The organism is Streptosporangium minutum, from assembly GCF_002149035.1.
In the GTDB taxonomy this organism is placed as follows: domain Bacteria; phylum Actinomycetota; class Actinomycetes; order Streptosporangiales; family Streptosporangiaceae; genus Streptosporangium; species Streptosporangium minutum.
The window spans coordinates 1-19,921 of record NZ_NGFP01000082.1 but is presented as its reverse complement, the minus strand read 5'-3'; the positions used below and the strand labels follow the sequence as shown (position 1 = coordinate 19,921).

At 70.9% G+C, this 19,921-nt stretch carries 23 protein-coding genes and 1 pseudogene; 11 read left to right on the top strand and 13 right to left on the bottom strand.

Annotated features, from left to right (window positions below; translation table 11 throughout):
• The first annotated feature begins 77 nt into the window (after positions 1-77).
• Positions 78-884 (top strand): maleylpyruvate isomerase family mycothiol-dependent enzyme, encoded by an 807-nt coding sequence (locus CA984_RS18965; protein WP_086574188.1) that lies wholly within the window; start codon positions 78-80, stop codon positions 882-884.
• Positions 885-1,051: 167 nt separating this feature from the next.
• Here CA984_RS18965 and CA984_RS18960 read toward each other — a convergent pair whose 3' ends face one another.
• The 8 genes from CA984_RS18960 to CA984_RS18925 form a co-directional block, all read right to left on the bottom strand.
• Positions 1,052-1,696, bottom strand: a complete 645-nt coding sequence (locus tag CA984_RS18960) for a rhomboid family intramembrane serine protease (protein WP_086574186.1) — start codon at positions 1,694-1,696, stop codon at positions 1,052-1,054.
• A 183-nt stretch (positions 1,697-1,879) separates the two neighbouring features.
• Positions 1,880-2,644 carry a crotonase/enoyl-CoA hydratase family protein gene (locus tag CA984_RS18955; protein ID WP_031167375.1) on the bottom strand — a complete coding sequence of 255 codons (765 nt, stop codon included), beginning with the start codon at positions 2,642-2,644 and terminating at the stop codon, positions 1,880-1,882.
• 9 nt (positions 2,645-2,653) lie between these two features.
• A complete protein-coding gene (locus CA984_RS18950; RefSeq protein ID WP_031167373.1) occupies positions 2,654-3,427 on the bottom strand; it encodes an SDR family oxidoreductase in 774 nt (257 codons plus the stop codon).
• A gap of 47 nt (positions 3,428-3,474) precedes the next feature.
• Positions 3,475-3,813 carry an STAS domain-containing protein gene (locus tag CA984_RS18945; protein ID WP_086574184.1) on the bottom strand — a complete coding sequence of 113 codons (339 nt, stop codon included), beginning with the start codon at positions 3,811-3,813 and terminating at the stop codon, positions 3,475-3,477.
• Positions 3,814-3,973: 160 nt separating this feature from the next.
• Positions 3,974-4,705 (bottom strand): energy-coupling factor ABC transporter ATP-binding protein, encoded by a 732-nt coding sequence (locus tag CA984_RS18940; RefSeq protein WP_031167368.1) that lies wholly within the window; start codon positions 4,703-4,705, stop codon positions 3,974-3,976.
• Positions 4,702-5,466 carry a cobalt ECF transporter T component CbiQ gene (gene cbiQ, locus CA984_RS18935; protein ID WP_086574182.1) on the bottom strand — a complete coding sequence of 255 codons (765 nt, stop codon included), beginning with the start codon at positions 5,464-5,466 and terminating at the stop codon, positions 4,702-4,704. Before cbiQ ends, CA984_RS18940 begins: the two co-directional genes overlap by 4 nt.
• Positions 5,466-6,494 (bottom strand): energy-coupling factor ABC transporter permease, encoded by a 1,029-nt coding sequence (locus CA984_RS18930; protein ID WP_086574180.1) that lies wholly within the window; start codon positions 6,492-6,494, stop codon positions 5,466-5,468. Before CA984_RS18930 ends, cbiQ begins: the two co-directional genes overlap by 1 nt.
• 69 nt (positions 6,495-6,563) lie before the next feature.
• Entirely contained in the window at positions 6,564-8,510 is a 1,947-nt protein-coding gene (locus CA984_RS18925) for a glycosyltransferase family 2 protein (protein WP_086574178.1), read from the bottom strand.
• Positions 8,511-8,895: 385 nt separating this feature from the next.
• On the opposite strand from CA984_RS18925, the gene CA984_RS18920 reads away from it, so the two are divergent.
• The gene (locus CA984_RS18920) at positions 8,896-9,957 is read left to right on the top strand and encodes a leucine-rich repeat domain-containing protein (RefSeq protein WP_086574176.1); all 1,062 of its coding nucleotides are present in this window, start codon (positions 8,896-8,898) and stop codon (positions 9,955-9,957) included.
• 129 nt (positions 9,958-10,086) lie between these two features.
• Here the strand turns inward: CA984_RS18920 and CA984_RS18915 are convergent, their stop codons facing one another.
• Entirely contained in the window at positions 10,087-10,998 is a 912-nt protein-coding gene (locus CA984_RS18915; RefSeq protein WP_086574174.1) for a COG1470 family protein, read from the bottom strand.
• A gap of 58 nt (positions 10,999-11,056) precedes the next feature.
• Positions 11,057-11,554: a hypothetical protein gene (locus CA984_RS18910; protein WP_207620930.1), complete on the bottom strand. Its 498-nt coding sequence runs from the start codon at positions 11,552-11,554 to the stop codon at positions 11,057-11,059.
• 430 nt (positions 11,555-11,984) lie between these two features.
• Between CA984_RS18910 and CA984_RS18905 the strand changes: the two genes are divergently transcribed.
• Positions 11,985-12,482, top strand: coding sequence for a hypothetical protein (locus CA984_RS18905; RefSeq protein WP_133061711.1), 498 nt, complete (start codon positions 11,985-11,987; stop codon positions 12,480-12,482).
• Between the two features lie 15 nt (positions 12,483-12,497).
• Positions 12,498-13,067 (top strand): hypothetical protein, encoded by a 570-nt coding sequence (locus CA984_RS18900; protein ID WP_086574170.1) that lies wholly within the window; start codon positions 12,498-12,500, stop codon positions 13,065-13,067.
• A gap of 28 nt (positions 13,068-13,095) precedes the next feature.
• Here the strand turns inward: CA984_RS18900 and CA984_RS18895 are convergent, their stop codons facing one another.
• Positions 13,096-13,335 carry a hypothetical protein gene (locus CA984_RS18895; RefSeq protein ID WP_086574168.1) on the bottom strand — a complete coding sequence of 80 codons (240 nt, stop codon included), beginning with the start codon at positions 13,333-13,335 and terminating at the stop codon, positions 13,096-13,098.
• Positions 13,336-13,561: 226 nt separating this feature from the next.
• Between CA984_RS18895 and CA984_RS18890 the strand changes: the two genes are divergently transcribed.
• The 5 genes from CA984_RS18890 (at position 13,562) to CA984_RS46305 (ending at position 17,026) form a co-directional block, all read left to right on the top strand.
• A complete protein-coding gene (locus CA984_RS18890) occupies positions 13,562-14,152 on the top strand; it encodes a DUF3995 domain-containing protein (RefSeq protein ID WP_086574166.1) in 591 nt (196 codons plus the stop codon).
• 431 nt (positions 14,153-14,583) lie between these two features.
• Positions 14,584-14,907 (top strand): hypothetical protein, encoded by a 324-nt coding sequence (locus tag CA984_RS18885; RefSeq protein WP_086574164.1) that lies wholly within the window; start codon positions 14,584-14,586, stop codon positions 14,905-14,907.
• Positions 14,904-15,350 (top strand): MerR family transcriptional regulator, encoded by a 447-nt coding sequence (locus tag CA984_RS18880; protein ID WP_086574162.1) that lies wholly within the window; start codon positions 14,904-14,906, stop codon positions 15,348-15,350. Before CA984_RS18885 ends, CA984_RS18880 begins: the two co-directional genes overlap by 4 nt.
• Positions 15,351-15,416: 66 nt before the next feature.
• Positions 15,417-15,749: a YnfA family protein gene (locus CA984_RS18875; protein WP_086574160.1), complete on the top strand. Its 333-nt coding sequence runs from the start codon at positions 15,417-15,419 to the stop codon at positions 15,747-15,749.
• Between the two features lie 743 nt (positions 15,750-16,492).
• Positions 16,493-17,026, top strand: coding sequence for an RICIN domain-containing protein (locus tag CA984_RS46305; RefSeq protein WP_165781321.1), 534 nt, complete (start codon positions 16,493-16,495; stop codon positions 17,024-17,026).
• 468 nt (positions 17,027-17,494) lie between these two features.
• Here CA984_RS46305 and CA984_RS18865 read toward each other — a convergent pair whose 3' ends face one another.
• Positions 17,495-18,682: an FAD-dependent oxidoreductase gene (locus CA984_RS18865; protein WP_086574157.1), complete on the bottom strand. Its 1,188-nt coding sequence runs from the start codon at positions 18,680-18,682 to the stop codon at positions 17,495-17,497.
• 55 nt (positions 18,683-18,737) lie between these two features.
• On the opposite strand from CA984_RS18865, the gene CA984_RS18860 reads away from it, so the two are divergent.
• Together CA984_RS18860 and CA984_RS18855 are read left to right on the top strand one after the other, a co-directional pair.
• Positions 18,738-19,319: a TetR/AcrR family transcriptional regulator gene (locus tag CA984_RS18860; RefSeq protein WP_086574155.1), complete on the top strand. Its 582-nt coding sequence runs from the start codon at positions 18,738-18,740 to the stop codon at positions 19,317-19,319.
• 37 nt (positions 19,320-19,356) lie between these two features.
• A complete protein-coding gene (locus CA984_RS18855) occupies positions 19,357-19,599 on the top strand; it encodes a hypothetical protein (protein ID WP_165781320.1) in 243 nt (80 codons plus the stop codon).
• Positions 19,600-19,752: 153 nt separating this feature from the next.
• Here CA984_RS18855 and CA984_RS44780 read toward each other — a convergent pair.
• Positions 19,753-19,921, bottom strand: a pseudogene (locus CA984_RS44780) (IS701 family transposase); the annotation flags it as partial.

The window sequence follows — 19,921 nt, the reverse complement described above, 5'->3', positions numbered from 1 at the left end:
GTACTTCTGGGAGGGAACACCGGGCGGACGGTCCGCTCGGCCGCGAGGCCACGAGGTCCCTTCTCGCTGGGAGAGCCATGAGCACACTCGCCGACAGGACCATCGCGGCCCTGCGCACCAATCATGATGATCTGGCCGCTTTCGTGGGTGGTCTGAGCCCCGACGACCTCGCCCGGCCCTCGGGCGCGTCGGAGTGGACCGTCGCCCAGGTGCTCAGCCACCTCGGCAGCGGCACGGAGATCGGCCTGGCGGCTCTACGGGCCGCGCTGGCCGGCCAGGACGCGCCCGGCCAGGACTTCAACGAGTCGGTGTGGAGCCGCTGGAACGCCAAGCGCCCTCAGGAGCAGGCCGAGGACTTCCTGAAGGCGAACACCGAGCTCGTCGCCGCCTATGAGAGCCTCGACCCCGGCACCCGCGAGCGGCTGGAGATCAGGCTGGGCTTCCTGCCGGCGCCCGCCGACGTCACGCTGACCGCCGGGATGCGGCTGAACGAGGCCGCCCTGCACACCTGGGACGTCAAGGTCGCCTTCGACCCGCGGGCCACCCTCGCGCCGGACGCCGTCGAGGCGCTGACCGACCTGCACGCCGGGCCGCTCGACTTCATGGTCGGCTTCATCGGCAAACCCGACGCCCTCGACCGGCGGCAGGCCACCCTCCGCGTCGAGACGAGGGAGCCCGAGCGCGTCTTCGGCCTCACCTTCGGGGAGACCGTCGGTTTCAGCCAGGTGCCGGATCCGGCGGACATCGTCCTGTCCGCTCCCGCCGAGGCGTGGCTGCGCCTGCTCGCCGGCAGGCTGGACCCTGCGCACACCCCCGCCTCGGTGACCGTCACCGGCGACGGCGTCACCCTGGACGACCTGCGCCAGGTGTTCCCGGGACTGTGACCGGCCGCCTGGCCCGGCCTGCCCGTCCAGATCCAGGCCTGTTCCGTCCAGATCCAACCCGTCCAGGCCAGTCCAGCCAGTCCGGGCCAGGTCCAGGTCCAGGTCAGTCCAGCCAGTCCAGGCCGGATCCAGCCCGTCCGGGCCGGTCCCGGTCCCGTCCGGGACGGTCAGTAGGCGGGGACGGCCGCGCGCTTGCGGCGCAGCACCCAGGCCGCCACGATCCCGCCGACCAGCCCGAACAGGTGGCCCTGCCAGGAGATGCCGGCCTCGCCCGGGAGCACGCCCCAGATGATCGAGTAGTAGGCGACCGCGACGCCGATGCCGATCACGATGTCGAGGGCCCGGCGGTCGAACAGGCCCCGGGCGACGACGAAGCCGAAGTAGCCGAACACCAGCCCGCTCGCGCCGACCGTGACCGTCGTCGGCGTGCTGGTGAACCAGACGCCCAGCCCGCTGACGACGATGATGATCAGGCTGGCGAGCAGGAAGCGGCCGAGCCCGCGCAGGGCGGCGAGGAAGCCGAGGATCAGCAGGGGCAGGGAGTTGGCCATCAGGTGCCCGAAGCCGTCGTGCAGGAACGGGGCGAGGACGATGCCGCCCAGCCCTTCGGGGTCCCAGGACCTGATGCCGTAGGCGTCGAAGTCGACCGGCAGCACGTAGTCGGCCACCTCGATCGCCCACATGCCCGCGACCAGGACGATGACGAGCATCGCGGCACCCGCGGCGCCGGCTGCCAGGCTGCCGGCCTTGCGCTTGAAGCGTTCGCCCGCGGACCGGCTCGTCGGGGTGGTCCGGATCGCGTGGTCGTTCATGCACTCTCCCGCGTTGGAGTGGTCGCGTGGACGGCAAGTGCCCCCGCCGCACCCGTCCACACCTTTACCGTACGCACTCCTTGACGTGAACGCGCCGGGCGTGACCATACGGATCACGCCCGGCGGCGAACCTGTGACCATCGGCCGCCGCCGGCCGCGCACGGCCGGCGGCGGCCGGGAGGGTTACTCGCCCTTCCACTCCGGAGCGCGCTTCTCGGCGAAGGCCGCCGCGCCCTCCATCGCGTCCTTGGACCCGAACACCGGATTGATGATCTCGCCCTGCTTGGCGAACATCTCGTCCCCGCTCCAGTCGGCGGACTCGACGATCACGCGCTTGGTCGCGGCGAGCGCCAGCGGAGCGTTCGCCGCGATCCTCCTCGCCAGCTCCAGGGCCTTGGCCAGCGCCTCGCCGGCGGGCGTGACGTGGTTGACCAGACCCACCTCGTACAGCCGGGAGGCCGGGAAGTGGTCGCCGGTCAGGGCGATCTCCATCGCGATGTGGTACGGGATGCGCCGCGGCAGCCGCATGATGCCGCCCGCCCCCGCGACCAGGCCCCGCTTGGGCTCGGGCAGCCCGAACTTGGCCTCTTCGGAGGCGACGATGATGTCGCAGGCCAGCGCCAGCTCGCAGCCGCCGGCGAGGGCGTAGCCCTCGATCGCGGCGACGATCGGCTTCTTCGGCGGCGCCTCGACGATGCCGCCGAAGCCCCTGCCCTCGACGACCGGGAAGTCGCCGGTCAGGAAGCCCTTCAGGTCCATGCCTGCGCAGAAGGTGCCCCCCGCCCCGGTGAGGACGTAGGCGGAGACGTCCTTGCGTTCCTCCAGCTCGTCCAGCGCCGCGGCGATGCCCCGGGCGACCGCTCCGTTGACGGCGTTCCTGGCCTGCGGGCGGTTGATCGTGATGACGGCGACACCGCCGTCGACTTCGACCAGAACCTCATCAGACACCGGTAACTCCTACTTGGGCTGGAAGCGGATGCCGCCGTCGAACCGGATGGTCTCGGCGTTCATGTAGTCGTTCTCGATGAGCGAGCGCACCAGGTGCGCGAACTCCGAGGCCTGCCCCATGCGCTTGGGGAAGACCACCGGCGCCACGAGCTTGGCCTTGAACTCGTCGGCGTTGGGCGAGAAGCCGTAGATGGGGGTGTCGATGATGCCCGGGCAGATCGTGTTGACGCGGATGCCGACGGCGGCCAGGTCACGTGCGGCCGGGAGGGTCATGCCGACGATGCCGCCCTTGGACGCCGAGTACGCCACCTGGCCGGTCTGGCCCTCCAGCGCCGCCACGGAGGCGGTGTTGATGACCACGCCGCGCTGGCCGTCCGCGTCGACCGGCTCGGTCTTCGCGACGGCCGCGGCGCCGATGCGCATGAGGTTGAAGGTGCCGATCAGGTTGACCTCGATGACCTTGCGGTAGGACGCCAGGTCGTGCGGCGAGCCGTCCCGGTTCACCGTCCGGGTGGCCCAGCCGATGCCCGCGCTGTTCACCACGACGCGCAGCGGCTTGCCGGTCGCCACGGCCGCGTCCACGGCCGCCTGTACCTGTTCCTCGTCGGAGACGTCGGTCTTGACGAAGACTCCGCCGAGCTCGTCGGCGAGGGACTTGCCGCGCTCCTCGTTGAGGTCGGCGATGACCACGGTGGCGCCGTGCGCGGCGAGGTCGCGGGCCGTGGCCTCGCCGAGGCCGCTGGCACCGCCCGAGATGATTGCTGCTGCTCCGTTCAGGTCCATGAGCGGACTTTAACGCGGACACCGAATGAAGTTCTACTCGGGGTGGACTAAATCTCTCCCACGGCGCTGCCGACATCGGGGTAGACCTTTATCCGCCGGTCGAGTCCCGTCGTGCGCAGGATCCGGGCCACCGGGCCCTGGGGCGCGGCCAGGCAGACCCCGCCGCCCTCCGCCGTGGCCAGCCGCCACGCCTCGATCAGCACGGACAGACCGCTGGAGTCCATGAACGACAGCGCGGCGAGGTCGAGGACCAGCCGGGGGCTGTCGAGCTTGATGGCGTCACGGACCTCATCTCGCAGGAACGGGGCGGTGAACAGATCGAGTTCGCCCTCGACGGCCACCACCACGGCGTCACCGACGGCGCGGCGAGCCAGCCGTAGCTTCATCAACTACCTCCTCGCGCCCATGAGGCAGACCCACTTTACTTCGCCATCACCGTACGCGAGGCAAGGCGACTCACGATCATCGATCCGGATCGGGAGACCATGGGACGACCGCCGCGGGCCGCCGCCGGCGCCTCCGTGGCCGTCGCGCCGGAAGACCCGCTCAGGGGAGTGCGAAGCCGTACGGCAGTTCCAGCCGGTGGGCGGCGAGCAGTTCGGCGTCGGCGAGGACCTCCCGGGTCGGCCCGTCGGCGGCGATCACGCCGCCGGAGAGGATGAGCGCGCGGTCACACAACTCCAGCGCGTAGGGCAGGTCGTGGGTGACCATCAGCACGGTCACGTCGAGTCCCCGCAGGATCTCGGCGAGCTCGCGGCGGGAGGCCGGGTCCAGGTTCGACGACGGCTCGTCCAGCACCAGGATCTCCGGCTCCATGGCCAGCACGGTGGCCACCGCCACCCGGCGGCGCTGGCCGAAGGACAGGTGGTGCGGCGGCCGGTCGATCGCCTCCAGCATGCCCACCCGCTCCAGCGCGTCCTTGACCCGGTGCTGCAGCTCCTCGCCCCCGATCCCGAGGTTGGCCGGGCCGAAGGCGACGTCCTCCCGGACGGTCGGCATGAAGAGCTGGTCGTCGGGGTCCTGGAAGACGAGCCCGACCCGTCTGCGGATCTCCTTGAGCGAGCCTTTCTCCACCGGCAGCCCGGCCACCGCCACCGTGCCGTGCCCGGCGGTCAGGATGCCGTTGAGGTGCATCACCAGCGTCGTCTTACCCGCGCCGTTCGGCCCGAGCAGCGCGACCCGCTCCCCGCGCCCGATCGCGAAGTCGACGCCGAACAGCGCCTGCGTGCCGTCCGGATAGGCATACGCCAGACGGCGCACCTCAAGAGACGGTGTCATGCCAACCCCCAGGTTCCCAGCAGCACCACGAGTGCCGCGCCCGGCAACATACCCGCGACGAGCCACTGGCGCGACGAGGCGGACAGGTCCTGGATGACCGGCATCGAACCGCTGTAGCCGCGGCTGAGCATCGCCAGGTGCACCCGCTCGCCCCGCTCGTAGGACCGGATGAACAGCGCGCCCGCCGACCTGGCGACCACCGGGATGTGCCGGACGTTCCTGGCCGCGAATCCCCGCGACTCCCTGGCCACCCGCATCCGGCGCATCTCGTCGACGATCACGTCCATGTAGCGGAGCATGAACATGGCGATCTGGACCAGCAGCGGGGGCAGCCTGAGCCGCTGGGCGCCCAGCAGCATCAGGCGGGGCTCGGTGGTGGCCGCCAGCAGGACGCTCGCGATCACACCCAGGGTGGCCTTGGCCAGGATGTTCCACGCGGCCCACAGTCCCGCGACGCTGAAGGACAGCCCCAGGAAGGACACCCGCTCGCCGATCCCGATGAACGGCAGCGCCACCGCGAACACCACGAACGGGATCTCGACCACCATCCGCCGCAGCAGGAAGGAGAGCGGGACCCGCGCGGCCAGCGCCACCGACGCCAGGAGCAGGGCGTAGAGACCGAAGGCCCACAGCCACTCGCGCGGCGTGGCCACCACCACCAGCGCGAAGCCTGCCACCGCCGCCAGCTTGCACTGGGGCGGCAGCCGGTGGACGGGCGTGTCGCCCGGCCGGTAGAGCTGGTGGTGGTGGCCGGAACCCATCAGGCCGAGACCTCGTCCTTGGCCGTGTCGTCCTTGGTACGGCGGCGCACCGCGAAGAACAGGCCGCCCCCGACCGCGAGGGTCACCCCGACGCCGATCAGGCCGGCCACACCGACCGGGATGCCGCCCGCGTCGCCGTAGTCGGCCAGCGGCTGCTCTCCCAGGGCGTGGTCGGAGGCCTGGCTGATGAAGCCCTTGTCCTCCGCGACCCGCTCCAGGCCGTCGGGCGAGGAGGAGGCGTAGAAGCTGACGATCCCCGCCAGCAGCGCCGCCACCACGATGCCGGCGGGCAGGAACCAGCCCGGCCGCCGCGCGGCGGCCGGGGCCGGGGCTCCCTGTGCCACCACGGCCTCCCCGTCGGCGCCGCGCAGGACCAGCGGGGCGGCCAGCCCCCGCGCGCCGTACACCAGGTCGGGCCGGATCGCCAGCACGGTGCTGACGGTGACCGCCGTGATCAGACCCTCGCCGATGCCGATGAGCACGTGCACGCCGCCCATCGCGGCGGCGACCGTGCCGACCTCGATGGGCGCGGTGCCTCCGATCCAGAACAGCAGGGTGAAGGCCAGCGCGGTGGCGGGCACCGAGACCAGGGCCGCGACGAACGAGGCCGCGACGACGGCTCCCCTGTTCCGCACGGCCCGGGTGATCAGGCGGAAGACGGTCCAGCCGACCACGACGGCGACGACGCCCATGAGGGTGATGTTGACGCCCAGCGCGGTCAGGCCGCCGTCGGCGAAGAAGAAGCCCTGCACGAGCAGGACCACGGCCACGCATAAGACGGCCGTGTAGGGCCCGACGAGGATCGCGGCGAGCGCGCCGCCGAGGAGGTGGCCGCTGGTGCCGGCGGCGACCGGGAAGTTGAGCATCTGGACGGCGAAGATGAAGGCGGCGACCAGACCCGCCATGGGGGCGGTCCGGTCGTCGAGCTCGCGGCGGGCGCCGCGCAGGCAGACCGCGACCCCGGCGGCCGCGACGACACCGGCTGAGAGCGACACGGCTACGTTGAAAAAGCCATCGGGTACGTGCACGACAAGCCTCCGAAGTGCGGAATTGCCCCTTACTTTAGGCCATGGGCTTGTAGTTGCAAGAAGGTGGCATTAACGCAGGATTCGCTTCACGAAAGCCCTGGGTGTGAAGACGCGGACCACCGCGCTGAGCCGGCCCTTGCCCGCCGTGGCATACGGCCGCACGCTCCACCGGACCAGGCCCCGCCACCACGTGCGCGGCGGCACGATCCGCTCCGCCTCCACCTCGATCCGGAAGCGCGCGGGCGGGCCCCCGAGGTCCAGCTCCAGGTAGGCGTCCCAGGTGCCCGGCCCCAGCCGGCCCACCGCCTGCCGGGTGGCGAACGCGCCGCCCGCCCAGGTCGTGACCGGCTCGTGCCGCTCCCGCCCCGAGCACCGCTCCCGCCAGACCAGACGCCGTACGGCGTGCGCCCCCGGCAGTCCCGCGCCGACGGTGACCTCCCCGTCGAGCCGCAGCCGGTGGCCGGCCGTCCAGCGGGTCCCCGTCAGCCGGACGCCGGCGGGCACGCTCACCACGTGCCCGCCGACGTCGAGGCTGAGGTTGCCGTGCGGCCGGGTGAAGTACGGCAGGGCGATGACGCCGCCGACCATGCGGGGCACCGGCTGGGCGACCAGCCCGTCCCGGTCGGCGCCGAGCCGCGCCAGCCGGGTGATCCCCTCGCACTCGACGGTCACGTGGACGTCCCAGACCCCCGAGGACAGGCCCGTGAGGTCGATGAGGCCGGTGAACCCGTCGCAGTCGCCGGTCACGGGGACCACCAGGTCGGCGGGCGCCCCGGCGCCGTCGTGCCGCATCCGCAGCACCAGGGCCAGGCCGCCGCCGACGAGCTCCGGGCGGTCGCCCTGCGCCGGCGCGCTCAGCGCGACCCTGCCGGAGACCACCAGCCGGCCCTCCCCGTCCCAGCGGAGCCCGGTGAGCTCCCGGCGGACCACGGCCGACTCGATGTGCGCCAGCCGTACCAGGCGGTCGATGTCCTGGAGCGCGGAGATCCGGCTCCGGTCGATGAGGGTGAGCCGGTCGCGGACCCCGTCGGTCAGCCACCGGTCGCACATGTCGGCCACCTCGGCGGCGATCTCCTTGCGCTCGACCTCACCCGCCTCCAGGAAGGGCTTGCCGAGGCTGCCGAAGGCGTCCAGCCGGAAGTGCCGGCGGAGGAGGTGGTCGCGGAGCGCGCCCGGACCCACGTGACCGACGACCAGCTCGATCGGCCGCCTGATCATCCGCAGCCAGGAGAGCGGGTCGCGGCTGCCCGTCCGCTGCATGATGCTGCTGCCGTCGGGCCGGGCGACCAGGTGGTAGCAGTCGTAGTCGGCGACCACCGAGATCACCGCCGCGTGGCAGTAGGCGTGGGCGGTGAAGACCACGTCCTCCCCCACCAGCAGCGTCTCGTCGAAGCGGATGGCATGGCGCTCCAGCATCTCCCGGCGGAACAGCTTGAAGCAGCTCAGGCTGTTGTAGACCGCGCTCTCGCCGAGCGGGGCCCGCTCGGCGCTCTGGCGGAACATCGAGACCGGCGCCCTGCGGTCATGTCCGACGATCTTCCCGAGGACGATGTCGGAGTCGTTGCGGTCGGCCATCGCGAGCATCCGTTCCAGCGCCTCGGGGCCGAGGTAGTCGTCCGCGTCGCAGAAGAACACGTATCTGCCGCGCGCGTGCGAGATCCCGACGTTGCGCGGCCGGCCCGCCCCGCCGGAGTGCTCCTGCCGGACGACCCGGATGACGCCGCGATGGTAGGCGGCGTAGAGGGCGAGCAGGTCGGCGCTGCCGTCGGTGGAGCCGTCGTCCACGACGACGATCTCCCTGCTGACCCGCTGGATCAGCAGGGAGGTGAGGCACCTGTCCAGATAGGGCCGGCAGTTGTGGACGGGCACGATCACGCTGATGTCTATCTCGGACGTCTGGAACGTATCTATCTCGGACGTCTGGAACATCCGGGACGTCTCGGCCCGGCCCGGGGCCTCCCCCTCGGCATCGCCGCCGTGCCCCGTGCGGACTCGCTGAAGGATCGTCCCCGTCACCGCCGCGCCCCTCGTCGGTCACTCTCCGCTTTCATTAGGTTTCAGTATGTGACGAAGAACCGCCCGCGCGTGGCGGATCGAGCGTCTTGGTCGCCCGCCGCCACGCTGAGATCGTCGCGTCCGATGAAAAGCAGCCGGTTCGTACGACTTGCCCCCTCGACCTCCGGCCGCCCGCACCGCCCGGCTCCGACCGCCGACCGGCCACGTCCCGCCCCGGACGCCTTCGGTAGGGTACGGCCCGCGTCCCGGCGGCCCACGGTCTGACGGCCCGGGGTCTGACGGCTTGCGGTCTGACGGCCCGGGTCTGACGGCCCGCGTCCTGAGGATCCGCGTCCCGGCGGGCCCGGCCCGGCAGCCCGTGTCACACCCGCGAGCGAGGAGAATCGTGCCGCACGAGATGAAGGCACCCGGCGCGGGACTCACCGCGCTCCCGGCCCCCGCCGGCGACCCCGCCCTGCTGCGCCGTATCGACCTGGCCTGGAACGCGCTGACCGAGCTGCCGGAGTGGGTCGGGCGGCTGCCGCGGCTGGAGGAGCTCCGCCTGGACGGCAACCGGCTGCGCGACCTCCCGGACCTCCACGGCCTCACCGMCCTGCKCGCCCTCCACCTCGACGGCAACACGCTGACCCGGTTCCCCGAGAGCGTCCTGGAACTGCCCGAGCTGCGGACGCTCTTCCTGTACGGCAACGCGGTCGGCGAGCTCCCCGACGGCATCGGACGGCTCCGGGGCCTGCGGCATCTGGCCGTCGGCGGCAACGCCCTGGCATCCGTCCCCGTCGCCCTGTGGCGGCTGACCGGCCTCGTCTCCCTGAACCTCGCGGAGAACGCGATCACCGAGGTGCCCGAGACGATAGGCGAGCTGGCCGAGCTGCGCATGCTGGACCTGGGGCACAACGCGCTGACCCGGATTCCGGAGGCGATCGGCGACCTTCACAATCTCACCGACTACCTCTATCTGAGCGACAACCGCTTCACCTCGGTCCCCGCGTCCCTGGGCAGGCTCACCCGCCTCACCTACCTGAACCTGACCGACAACCGCCTCACCGATCTCCCCGCCGCGATCGGCGGCCTCACCGCCCTGCGCGAGCTGCGGCTCTACGGCAACCGGCTCCGTGAGATCCCCGAGACCATCGGCCGGCTCCGCGAGCTGCGCGAGCTCCACCTGATGAACAACGCCCTCACCGGCCTGCCCGCCTCGGTCGGCGACCTGTCGGAGCTCAGGCTGCTCGATCTCAGGAACAACGCGATCACATCCCTGCCCGGCTCCCTCACCGGACTGAGCCGTCTCACCCACCTGGACCTGCGCAACAACCGGCTCCGCGAGATCCCCGGCGGCCTCGCCGACCTGCCCGCGCTGGAGAAGCTCGACCTTCGCTGGAACAAGCTCGACGGCGACCTGGAGGTCCTGCACCGCCTGAGCGAGCGCGGCTGCGTCGTGCTCCGCTGAGGACCGCCGCACACCGGACACGGGACGCCCCACGCGGGATGCCGCACACCGGACACCGGACGCCGAACCGGTGACGCCGCACGCGGGATGCCGCACACGGGATACCGGGCCGGTGACGCCGGGCCTGTCTCAGTCGGGGTCGCGCGCCTCCCGGACGATGCCGAGCAGACGCGCCTGGCACCGCCGCCGCGCCCACAGCGCGAGAAGGTAGAACGCCCCCGACACCGACAGCAGCATCACGAAGAGGTGCAGCGGGAAGACGACCACGGTGGCGCTGCGGCTGGACGTCCCGTCCGATCCGGTGACCGACACCTTCGCGTGGCAGACGCACATCAATGGCGGATCCGTCCACCGGACGGTGACGTCCCGGCTGGTCCCGCGGAGCACGGTGAAGTCCGGGAAGGGGATCTCACGCCCGTTGACCTCGACCTTCAGGCCTTCCCTGCCGAAGAAGTCGCGGCGCACGGTCCCCACGTTCTCGACGGTGGCGCCGAACTCCACGGGGCCGCTGATCGCGAAATCGGAGGCGCGCAGGCCGCCGACGCGCACGGAGGTGTCGACCGGCCCCGGAACCGTGACGTAGACCGGTGTGCCGATCGCCCGGTTGAGCCTGATGTTGCCCGTACCGGGGCCGGCGGGCGCCGTGAAGAGCAGCGCCGCCCGGTGCTCCCCGTTCTCCGGCTCCGCCGGAGGGTCGACCCGGACGGTGACCCGCCGCCTCTCCCCGGGACCGAGACGAAAGGCCGTGGGACTGACGTGGAGCCATCCGGCCGCCGAATGGGGGGCGTCCTGGTCGTAGATCACGTTCCCGTCCGCGTCCGCGGTGAAGCTCGCCCTGGTCACGACGATGTCGACCGGCGACCGGCCCCCGTTCACGACCCGGAACCGCTGCGGGTCGCCGATACGGCCCGGCTGTATGACGAGTCGCGCCGGGCTCACCGTCAGCGAGAAATCGGGCGCGGGGGCCGTACCCGGCGCCCCTGACGCGCCCGGCCCCACGGCCAGCGCGAAGCCCCCCGCCGTCAGGGAGGCGACGATCACACGCCGGAGCCCGCCGGGCCGCGCGCGGCCCGGCCCGCGCGGTCGCCCCGCCGGTGGTTCACAGGGTCGTCGCCACATAGTCGAGGGTGCCGCTGTAGGTGTCGGAGCGGACGGACGGGATGGTGATCCGGTAGTCGTTGCCGACGATGTCGCCGCCCGGTGCCGACCGCCCCGCCGAGCTCGCCACCTGCACCGGAGCCCCCGGCGCCAGCGAGGTGAAGCCGTTCCCCTGGCCGGGCCCGCGGATCTCCAGCAGGGACGTCGGGATGACGTCGTCGTTGCCCGCGATCGATCCGACCAGCGCGGTGGAGACCGGCCGGACGGTGACGACGTAACCGGCGGCGTTGTTCGTCGTCACCCTCATGCTGACCGCGCCGTTCTCCGTCACCGTCTCGCCGGGGACGCCGCGCAAGGTGAAGGAGGGGGTCAGACCGGTCAGCGTGATCGACGTGTCCACGATGACCTTGGCGACCGTGCTGTCGCTGTCGGAGTCCGCCTGGGCCGTCATCCTCGTGCCGGACAGCACGCCGGACACCGTGAGAATCAGCAGCAGCAATCGGACTTTAGGCGCTGTTATCACAAAGACCCCCGAGACCTCTTTTACTGACAGTAGTCATGAAATCACACAGCGCACAACTTCTAAATAGGGATAACGCTCTCGACCTTGTTGTGCGGTTTTGGAGTCAATGTCCATAAATGCGATTAATGTGCGCCAATTGCGAGGAGCCTTCACGGGGCTCGCTTCACGCGCCTCAGACCACGGGGAAAGCACGGGACGGTCGCCCGCGCCGACGGAGGCGGCGGCGGGACGCCCCGGCGTGAATGTGGGAGTCAGGGGACGGCGAGCCGGGCGGAGAAACGAGCCGCTGGTGTGAAATTTGCGAAATATGGCCGTTCTCGGCCGTTGCCAGTGGGATCCAAGAGAGCGACAAGGGGCCTTGGCCATGCTGTCCGGCGAACAGCATCACCGTTTACAGGGGGACAGCATGCATCGCTTACTCACCCGTGCGTCGCTGAGCATCGCGGTCGTCATGGGATCACTGCTGACGGGCGGCGCCGCGTACGCCGAGCCGGCGCCGATGGTCAAGGTCGTCCTGGAGAGCTTCGTCGCCTACGACCTGGAGGAGAGCGGGCACGACGAGGTCTACGTGATCGCCCAGTACGAGGGGAGGGTCCGCCAGCTCTTCCCGACGAGAACCGGCGAGTTGTCGGTGGCCCGCAACGACTGCATCTACATCGGCGGGGACAGCTGCCCGCCCGGCACCAACTACCGGGGCTACTACTCCGCCTACCAGCCCTCCTACACCGCCAACGGCAAGCTGCTGATGGTGGCGCTCCGCGAGGACGACATCTCGGGAGACGACACGCTGATCAACGTGCCGATCTGGCCCCAACCGATCAGCGAGACCCAGTACTTCCGCGAGGAGGCCAACATCAACGGCTACCACTACACACTCAACTTCCGCCTAGAGCCCTCCTACTGAGAGAGGATCGATCACGTGAGCACCATGCTGACCAGGATCGCCACCGCCGCCGCGGCGCTGACGCTGACCGCGGTCCTCGCACCGCCCCAGACGGCCCTGGCCGCCCCGACGGCCCCGGCCGACCCGGCCACCCCGCCGCCCTCGCTGGTCGAGGCGTCCTCGCTCGCCGCGGGCCCCCTCAAGCTCGTGTTCGGCTCGCTCCAGGCCGACGATCTGGAGGAGAGCGGCGAAGACGAGGTCCGCGTCGAGCTCAAGGAGCCGGACGGCAGCCACTACTACATCTGGCCCACCAACGGCGACGAGGCCGACACCAAGGTCCGGACCTGCTGGGTGTGGACGAGCGACGCCTCGGACTGCTCCGCCGGCTCCACGCGGCGCGCCGCCGGGCCGTACGTCCATCTGACAGGCCACCCCGGCGCGACGTTCACGATCGAGGTGTGGGAGGACGACCACATCGGCGACGACCTGCTGCTGCGCATCCCGGTCACCATCGGGAGCGGGGAGGGGACGCAGTACATCAACGCCACCTCCCCGGGCGGCAAGGGCTTCTCCTACCGGCTGGCGGCCCGCATCGAACCCGCCTGACACGTCTGACACGCGCAGAGCCGGGCCGCTACGACGGCTCGGCCTGTGCCTTCTCCGCCGCCTGGCGCAGGACGTCGGCCATCGCGATGACCCCGGACGGGTCGAAGACGAGCAGGAGTTTCCGCTCCTGCCCGGACTTACGATCGGTCGCGGAGACCTGTTGCACGACCACGTGGGCGCTCACCACGCCGTCATCGGTCGGCACGTCCATTGTGGCGACCCCGACGTCCACCTGGCGGGCGAAAAGTTCCTCGAGTTCAACGGCCATGCCTGCGACGCTATGCGGCGGCCTGGGAGGGGACAACTTTCGCCGGTTAATGCCAGTTAATGGGGTATTAAGCATTATTTTTGCGCCAGCGGCGATATGATGCCATCCCGATGGGGACCGCGGAGACCGGCCCCCACCCGATCGCGGCGGCCCTCCCCCTGCGGAGGGAGGGCCGTCACCCCCCGGCGGGAGGCACCGGGCAGGCGGCGCTGGAACCGTTGAGGGTATGACAGCTTCGCAGGTCAACGAGACGGCACCGCGATCCCGCCGCGCGGCGTGGGCGGGGTACGGCGCGGCGGCATGGGGGTTCCTGTTCGCCCTGCCGAGTTTCTACTGGGCACTGGGAGGCACGGCCGGCGCCGCCACGATGATCGCCTCGCCGCTGGCCCAGATGGCGCAGGACCGGGTCACCTGGTTCCTCGTGGTCCTGTGGGTCACCGGCGCGCTCAAGGTCGTCGGCGGGATGCTGGGGCTCGCCCTGCTGCGCCGCTGGGGCACGGGTGTGAGCCGGCTCCTGCAACTGGCCGCCTGGGGCGCCGGGGTGCTGCTCCTGTGGCACGGCGGCCTGTTCGTCGTCCAGGGGCTGCTCCTGCAGGCCGACAGCACCGGGATCGCACCGGAGCTCCTGTCCGTGATCCGCTGGTACACCTACCTGTGGGGCCCGTGGTTCATGGCGGGCGGCCTCCTGTTCCTCATGGCCGCACGCGTCCACCTGCGCGGCCTGACCGACCGTCGCGGCGCGGTCATCGCCGGCGCGGTCGGCGGGCTCGGGGCGCTGGGCCTGTCGGCGGCGATGCTGGCCCTGGGCATCGGATAGCCGATCCCCGCACCGGGAGACCCGCCCGCGCCTCGGAGGTCGCTCGATCGGAGCCTCGGGCGGGCGACGACTCGGCCGCGGCCTCCGGCGGACGACGACTCGGGCGGGCGACGACGCGGGCGTGACCTCCGGCAGACGACGGCGCGGCCGTGACCTCCGGCAGACGACGGCGCGGCCGTGACCTCCGGCGGACGCCGGCGCGGCCGCGGCCTCCGGGGACGGCCCTCAGCCCCGTCGCTCGGTGGGCCGGGGCACGGAGTCCCGGAGTGTCGAGCGCCTCCGGCCGTGTGCGGAGATCACCCACCACGGGGCGATCGTGAGGGATCCGCTGAAGCAGAGATCGGGGTTGCGTCCTGTACCCGGGTACAGGCTTACCGTCAGGGTGCGGGAGCCGCTCGCAGGAGAGCGGCGGTTCGACACTGGGAGAGCTCATGGAGTGGGCACCGGCCGAATGCACGCTGCCGACCGAGGAACGGCCGCTGCGGGTCGCGGAGTTCGACGAGCTGTTCGCCTCGGCCTTGCTGGGGCTGGAACGGGTGGGGCCGACTCGCCTGCGGCTCACGCTGGAAAGGGACGAGCAGGTGGAGAAGACGGCGCGGGACCTGACGGCCATGGAGAGCGGCTGCTGCTCGTTCTTCGCCTTCACCTTCACCTCCGGCGATGAGGGCCTGGCGCTGGAGGTCGAAGTGCCCGCGGTTCACGTCAAGGTGCTCGACGGGCTGGCGGCCAGGGCGGCCATGCGGGTCGCGCGGTGAGCGGGAAGTGGTTGCGCACCGGGGAGGTCGCCGAAGCGGCCGGGGTCAACGCTCAGACGCTGCGCTACTACCACCGCCGAGGGCTGTTGCGGGAGCCGCAGCGCAGCAACGGCGGCCACCGGCTGTACCCACCGGAAACGGTGGTCCTCCTCCGGATGATCAAAGCGGCGCAACGGCTGGGCTTCACCCTGGACGAGGTGGCCGACCTGGTCGAGACGGGCAGGCATCGTCACGGCAGGCCCGACGGCGGGTTGCGTGCCCGTGCGCTGACCAAGCTGACCGAGGTGAAGCAGAAGATCGAAGATCTTCAGACGATTCGCGAGACGCTGGTCCAGGCGCTCGATGCCGGATGTGACGACCTGGCGGCGTGCGCGGCGAGCTCGTGTTGCCCGCTGCCGTTCCCGGACCTGGCAGAGGGGCGGGAACATGTCGAGGTCAACTGATTCCCGATCGCGGGAGCGCCTGATCCCGTCCGGCCTGGCGGGGAGCGCTCCTCTACAGTCACAGCCGTGACTGTCGCGCGTTCCCTGCTGCTGTTCGTTGTGGCTGCTCTTGCCGAGATCGGCGGGGCCTGGCTGGTCTGGCAGGGAGTCAGAGAGCAACGCGGGCTGTTATGGGTGGGAGCCGGGTTCATCGCCTTGGGCCTGTACGGGCTCGTGGCCACCTTCCAGCCGGACGCCAACTTCGGCCGGATCCTTGCCGCCTACGGGGGCGTGTTCGTCGCCGGTTCGCTGGTCTGGGGCATGGTGGTCGACAAGTTCCAACCTGACCGGTGGGACGTCATCGGAGCCGCCATCTGCCTGCTCGGTGTGCTGGTCATCATGTACGCCCCGCGTGGATGACGGCCAGAGCCGAGCGGAGCGGCCGGCGCCGATGCGGAGCCCGAGGGGCCGCGGAGCGGTTGGGCCCGGTGGTCGGAGCGACCTGACGGCGGCGGTGCGGCCCACGTGCGGCGGCCGACGGTCGAGTACGGCGCGGCGGACGGCTCGCGGTCCCACCGCCGTCCCAGACCGGTCCTACCGGGAGTCCACCTCCACGCCGGTCCTCCAGTACGGCCGTTCGACCACTCAGTCGCCTTGTCATCCCGGCGGGACGGGCCACTGACCGGTCTGGCCGGCCACTCGTTTCCAGGTCGGAATCCCAGGCCGGCCACTCTCGGCCCCCGGCAGGGAAGCGGCCGATCATGCGGGGCCCGAGGCCCCGCCGGAGCCAGAGAACGGGCGCCATCCGTGCGGCGACATCATGGCGTGCACCAAACCGCGTCAGCAGCTCTGATCCTGCCCGTCGTGATCGGTTCCACCTGGACCGACGCGCATGGCCGGTCCACCTGGACCGGCATCGAACGGGGCTGGATCACACCCGGAACCGCAACTACGGTCCAGTCGCCATGGGCGGGATGATCCCAGTGACGCGTGCCGTTCCGGCGAGTCCCAAACCGCAACCCCGGATGCCGGACGACCGTCACGGCTTCCTCTGGCCGGCATCACATGAGACACGCGGAGAGCTCGCACGCAGAGTAATTGATCAAGCACTGCGAGTCATGGCATGGTGCTTGAGTTCTGATCAACTCTCCTGGGGGCCAACCATGCTTGCTCGCCGTCTGCTAGCCGTCGCCGTCATCTCCACCGCGGTGGGTGCGGTAACCACCCTGCCCGCCGCCGCCTCCGCTCACCAGCCCGCCGGTCGCACCGGCCTGGCCTGGCCTTCAATGTGCGTCGACGTCAGCAACAACCGCGGCAACGGCACCCTGATGTACCAATGGCAGTGCGACAGCGGCAACACCAACCAGAAGTTCGTCATCGACAACGGCCTCATCAAGGTGGAAGACACCATCGGCAAGAGCCCGGTGATGTGTCTGGACTCCTCCAACGGCCGCACCAACGGCACCCGGGTCTACCAGTGGCAGTGCCTGGGTAACGCCAACCAGCTCTGGGTCGTCCAGAGAGGCGCGATCGTCCTCAAGTCCACCCTCAACTCGGGCAAGCCCCTATGCCTGGACGTCACCAACGGCCGCGGCAACGGCACCCAGGTGTACCTGTGGCAGTGCGACAGCGGCAACACCAACCAGAAGTTCGTGATCAACAACGGCCAGATCGCGATCAAGGACACCCTGTCCTGATCTCTGGTCACACCCGGCACCTTCCCGGTGCGCCGCAGAGCATCAGCGGCAGGCAGGACAGCGAACCGGCCCCCGGCCGGGCCGGTCCCGCCCATATCGGGGAACGCGCCCACACCGTCATCAGGAACGAGGTCCCGGACCATCGATCGCCTCGATCCCGTGTAGAGAACGGCCGCGTGTTCACCGGTCCCACCGGCGGGCCGCTGAAGCACGCCGGGTTCCGCCGGACGTGAAACCAGGCGGGTCGGAGGTTTCGGGTCCACAAGGCCCTTCGCCCGGGTCGGTGCGACCAGCCGCGAAGTAGGGCGTCCGCGCGGGATGCGGCCGTCTCAGAACAGCCTCTCGGAACGTGGAGGTTGTGAGAGGGATTCCGTGAACGGCGCCTCGGGGGAACGCCTCGCCGGACCAGCGTGGCGCGGACCTCGCACAACTGACCATTTCTGCGAATCGCACACCGCCGCCACCGTTTCACAGAGCTACTTCGCGGCTGGTGACGTCGACCCGGGTGGGACCCTGGGCGCGCCAGATGGCGGCGAGCTGCCGGGTGGCCAGGCGGGCCGGGATCGCGCGCAGCAGGGCGTCACGCGCCCAGGCGGCGGCCCCGGTCTGCGAGGTCAGCCGCGACTGCCGCTCCGCGGCCCGCATCAGCCGGTTGGCGCGGGGGCGGCGCTGCGCGTCGTAGCGCAGCAGCCGCTCGGTCACCTCGGCGGGCCCGGCTCCCGACAGGTGGTGGGCGAGCGAGGCGGCGTCCTCGAAGGCCTGACTGGCGCCCTGCCCGAGGTCGGGCGTCATGGCATGCGCGGCGTCGCCGAGCAGCGCGATCCTGCCGGTCGCGAACGCCGGCAGCGGCTTGGCCAGGCAGGCGATCGGGTCGACGTAGACGTCATCGGCCGCGGTGGCCGCCAGCAGCGCGGGGACGGCAGGGTGCCAGTCGGCCATCAGCGTCAGCATCTGCTCGCGCGCCTCTTTCGGCCCCGGGACGGGTACCGGCAGCACGGAGTCGGTGAACCAGTACAGCCCGTCCGCGCCGATGGGGAACAGCCCGAACATTCCCCCGGTGCGCCGGTCGATCAGGATGCCGGCCAGTAACTCCTCCACGTCCAGCCCCGCGGGACGAGGCAGGGTGCCGCGCAGGTCCATGCGGCCGATTCTGCGCAACCCGCTGTGACCGGGGAAAAGCTGCCCGCGCAGCCTGCTGCCGATCCCGTCGGCCACGATCACCGCGTCCGCCTCGTCGACGCGCTCGCCGCCGCTGAACACCGCCACTCCGCCCACGCCGGCCTCCAGCCGCTGCACCGGTGTCGCGGTCCGCACCGCCTCGACGGGCAGCGGGGCGCGCAGGGTGCGGTGCAGCTCCGCCCGGTCGGCCACGATCATCGATCCGACCTCGCGTTGTGCCTGCACCGCGTCGGTAATCAGCAGCGGCCGCCCGCGCCAGTCGCGCAGCCCGGCGCTGCGGGCGGGGGTGGACCGCCCCCTCGTGTCGTAGCCGAGCTCCTCCAGCGCCCGGAGCCCATTGGGCATGATCACCACGCCGGTGCCCGTCTCGCGGAGATCGGCGTCCCGCTCGTAGAGGGTCACCTGATGCCCCTGGCGGTACAGGCCTACTGCGGCCGCCACCCCGCCCAGCCCGGCACCGACCACGACGACACGCATGACGCCCCTCCATTCACTACGATCGTACTACTACAGTTATTGGTAACATGGCAGGATGCCGCCCACCAACCCAGCCCGCCGCCAGGCCCTGACGGACGCCGCCATCGACCTGCTGGCGGCCTCGGGGGTGCACGGGGTGACCCATCGTGCGGTGGAGAAGGAGGCGGGGCTACCGACCGGCACGGCGTCCAACTACTTCCGCAGCCGCGAGGCTCTGCTGGTGGCCGCCGCCGAGCGGGTGGTCGAGCTCCACCTGGCCGACATGGACCAGGCGGCCGAGCGTCAACCTGCGGACGGCGCCAACCTGGTGGAGATGCTGACCGAGTCGTTGTTCGCGGCGGCGACCACGCTGCGCCACCGCTACCTTGCGATCTTCGAGCTACAGCTGGAGGCGGTGCGCCGCCCGGCGTTGGCCGCAGCGTTGGCGGGGCTGCAGGAGGTCGCGGTGCGTTTCACCGCCGGGCATCACGACCAGCCGAGGCTGAAGATCGCGCGCGAGAAGGTCCCCGCGCTCATCACGCTCTACGGCAGCGCCCTGTTCACCCTGGTCAGCATGGCTCCCGGCAGTGTCACCCGGCCCACCGTCGAGGCCATCGTCGACACCATGGTGTACGGCTCGGCCGTACCGGACGACTAGCGCGACACCTTCCCGCCTGCCTGGACGCGGCATCAAGGTGGTCGTCCCGGAGAAGGCCGACCAGGCGGACCACCGCAAGGAGCGCGGTTCACGCGGCGGCCGTCCGGTCAGCCACGATGCCGATCTCTGCGAGCAGCGCAACACGGTGGAACGGCGCATCAGCCGGATCAAGGAATGGCGCGGGCCGGCCTTCCGCTTCGGCAAGACTCCCGAAAGCTGCCTGGCCGGCCTTCATCCCCGCGGAGCCGTCCTGTCGTTCCGAAGCCTACGACCCGCCTAAAGATCCGAACTCCATACAGGCCTTAGTACTACAGCCTGATTTCGTGATGTTGGAGCCAGCGCCTCCAGTAGTGGCTGGCCCGAGCCCGGGTCTGGTGTAACCGGCGATGGTGGGACCAGGCCAGAGCAAAAGCGAGTGGGCGGGCAGTAGTGGTCAGGTGTGCCAGGAGACGGCGGATTTCTGCTGGTGTGAGGCGGACCAGGCCGCTTGAGCTTTTGGGGCGTGTGCGGCGGTGACGGCAAGGTAGGCGTGGGCAAGCATCGCGAGGGTGATGTGCCGGTGCCAGGCGTCATACCGCCGGACCTGGTACTGGTCCAGGCCG

Coding starts and splice junctions, on each gene's coding strand:
- CA984_RS18960 (WP_086574186.1), bottom strand. CDS start 1,696: ATGAACGACCACGCGATCCGGACCACCCCGACGAGCCGGTCCGCGGGC.
- CA984_RS18885 (WP_086574164.1), top strand. CDS start 14,584: ATGGAGTGGGCACCGGCCGAATGCACGCTGCCGACCGAGGAACGGCCG.
- CA984_RS46305 (WP_165781321.1), top strand. CDS start 16,493: ATGCTTGCTCGCCGTCTGCTAGCCGTCGCCGTCATCTCCACCGCGGTG.
- CA984_RS18860 (WP_086574155.1), top strand. CDS start 18,738: ATGCCGCCCACCAACCCAGCCCGCCGCCAGGCCCTGACGGACGCCGCC.
- CA984_RS18895 (WP_086574168.1), bottom strand. CDS start 13,335: ATGGCCGTTGAACTCGAGGAACTTTTCGCCCGCCAGGTGGACGTCGGG.
- CA984_RS18905 (WP_133061711.1), top strand. CDS start 11,985: ATGCATCGCTTACTCACCCGTGCGTCGCTGAGCATCGCGGTCGTCATG.
- cbiQ (WP_086574182.1), bottom strand. CDS start 5,466: ATGGGTTCCGGCCACCACCACCAGCTCTACCGGCCGGGCGACACGCCC.
- CA984_RS18965 (WP_086574188.1), top strand. CDS start 78: ATGAGCACACTCGCCGACAGGACCATCGCGGCCCTGCGCACCAATCAT.
- CA984_RS18950 (WP_031167373.1), bottom strand. CDS start 3,427: ATGGACCTGAACGGAGCAGCAGCAATCATCTCGGGCGGTGCCAGCGGC.
- CA984_RS18940 (WP_031167368.1), bottom strand. CDS start 4,705: ATGACACCGTCTCTTGAGGTGCGCCGTCTGGCGTATGCCTATCCGGAC.
- CA984_RS18865 (WP_086574157.1), bottom strand. CDS start 18,682: ATGCGTGTCGTCGTGGTCGGTGCCGGGCTGGGCGGGGTGGCGGCCGCA.
- CA984_RS18945 (WP_086574184.1), bottom strand. CDS start 3,813: ATGAAGCTACGGCTGGCTCGCCGCGCCGTCGGTGACGCCGTGGTGGTG.
- CA984_RS18890 (WP_086574166.1), top strand. CDS start 13,562: ATGACAGCTTCGCAGGTCAACGAGACGGCACCGCGATCCCGCCGCGCG.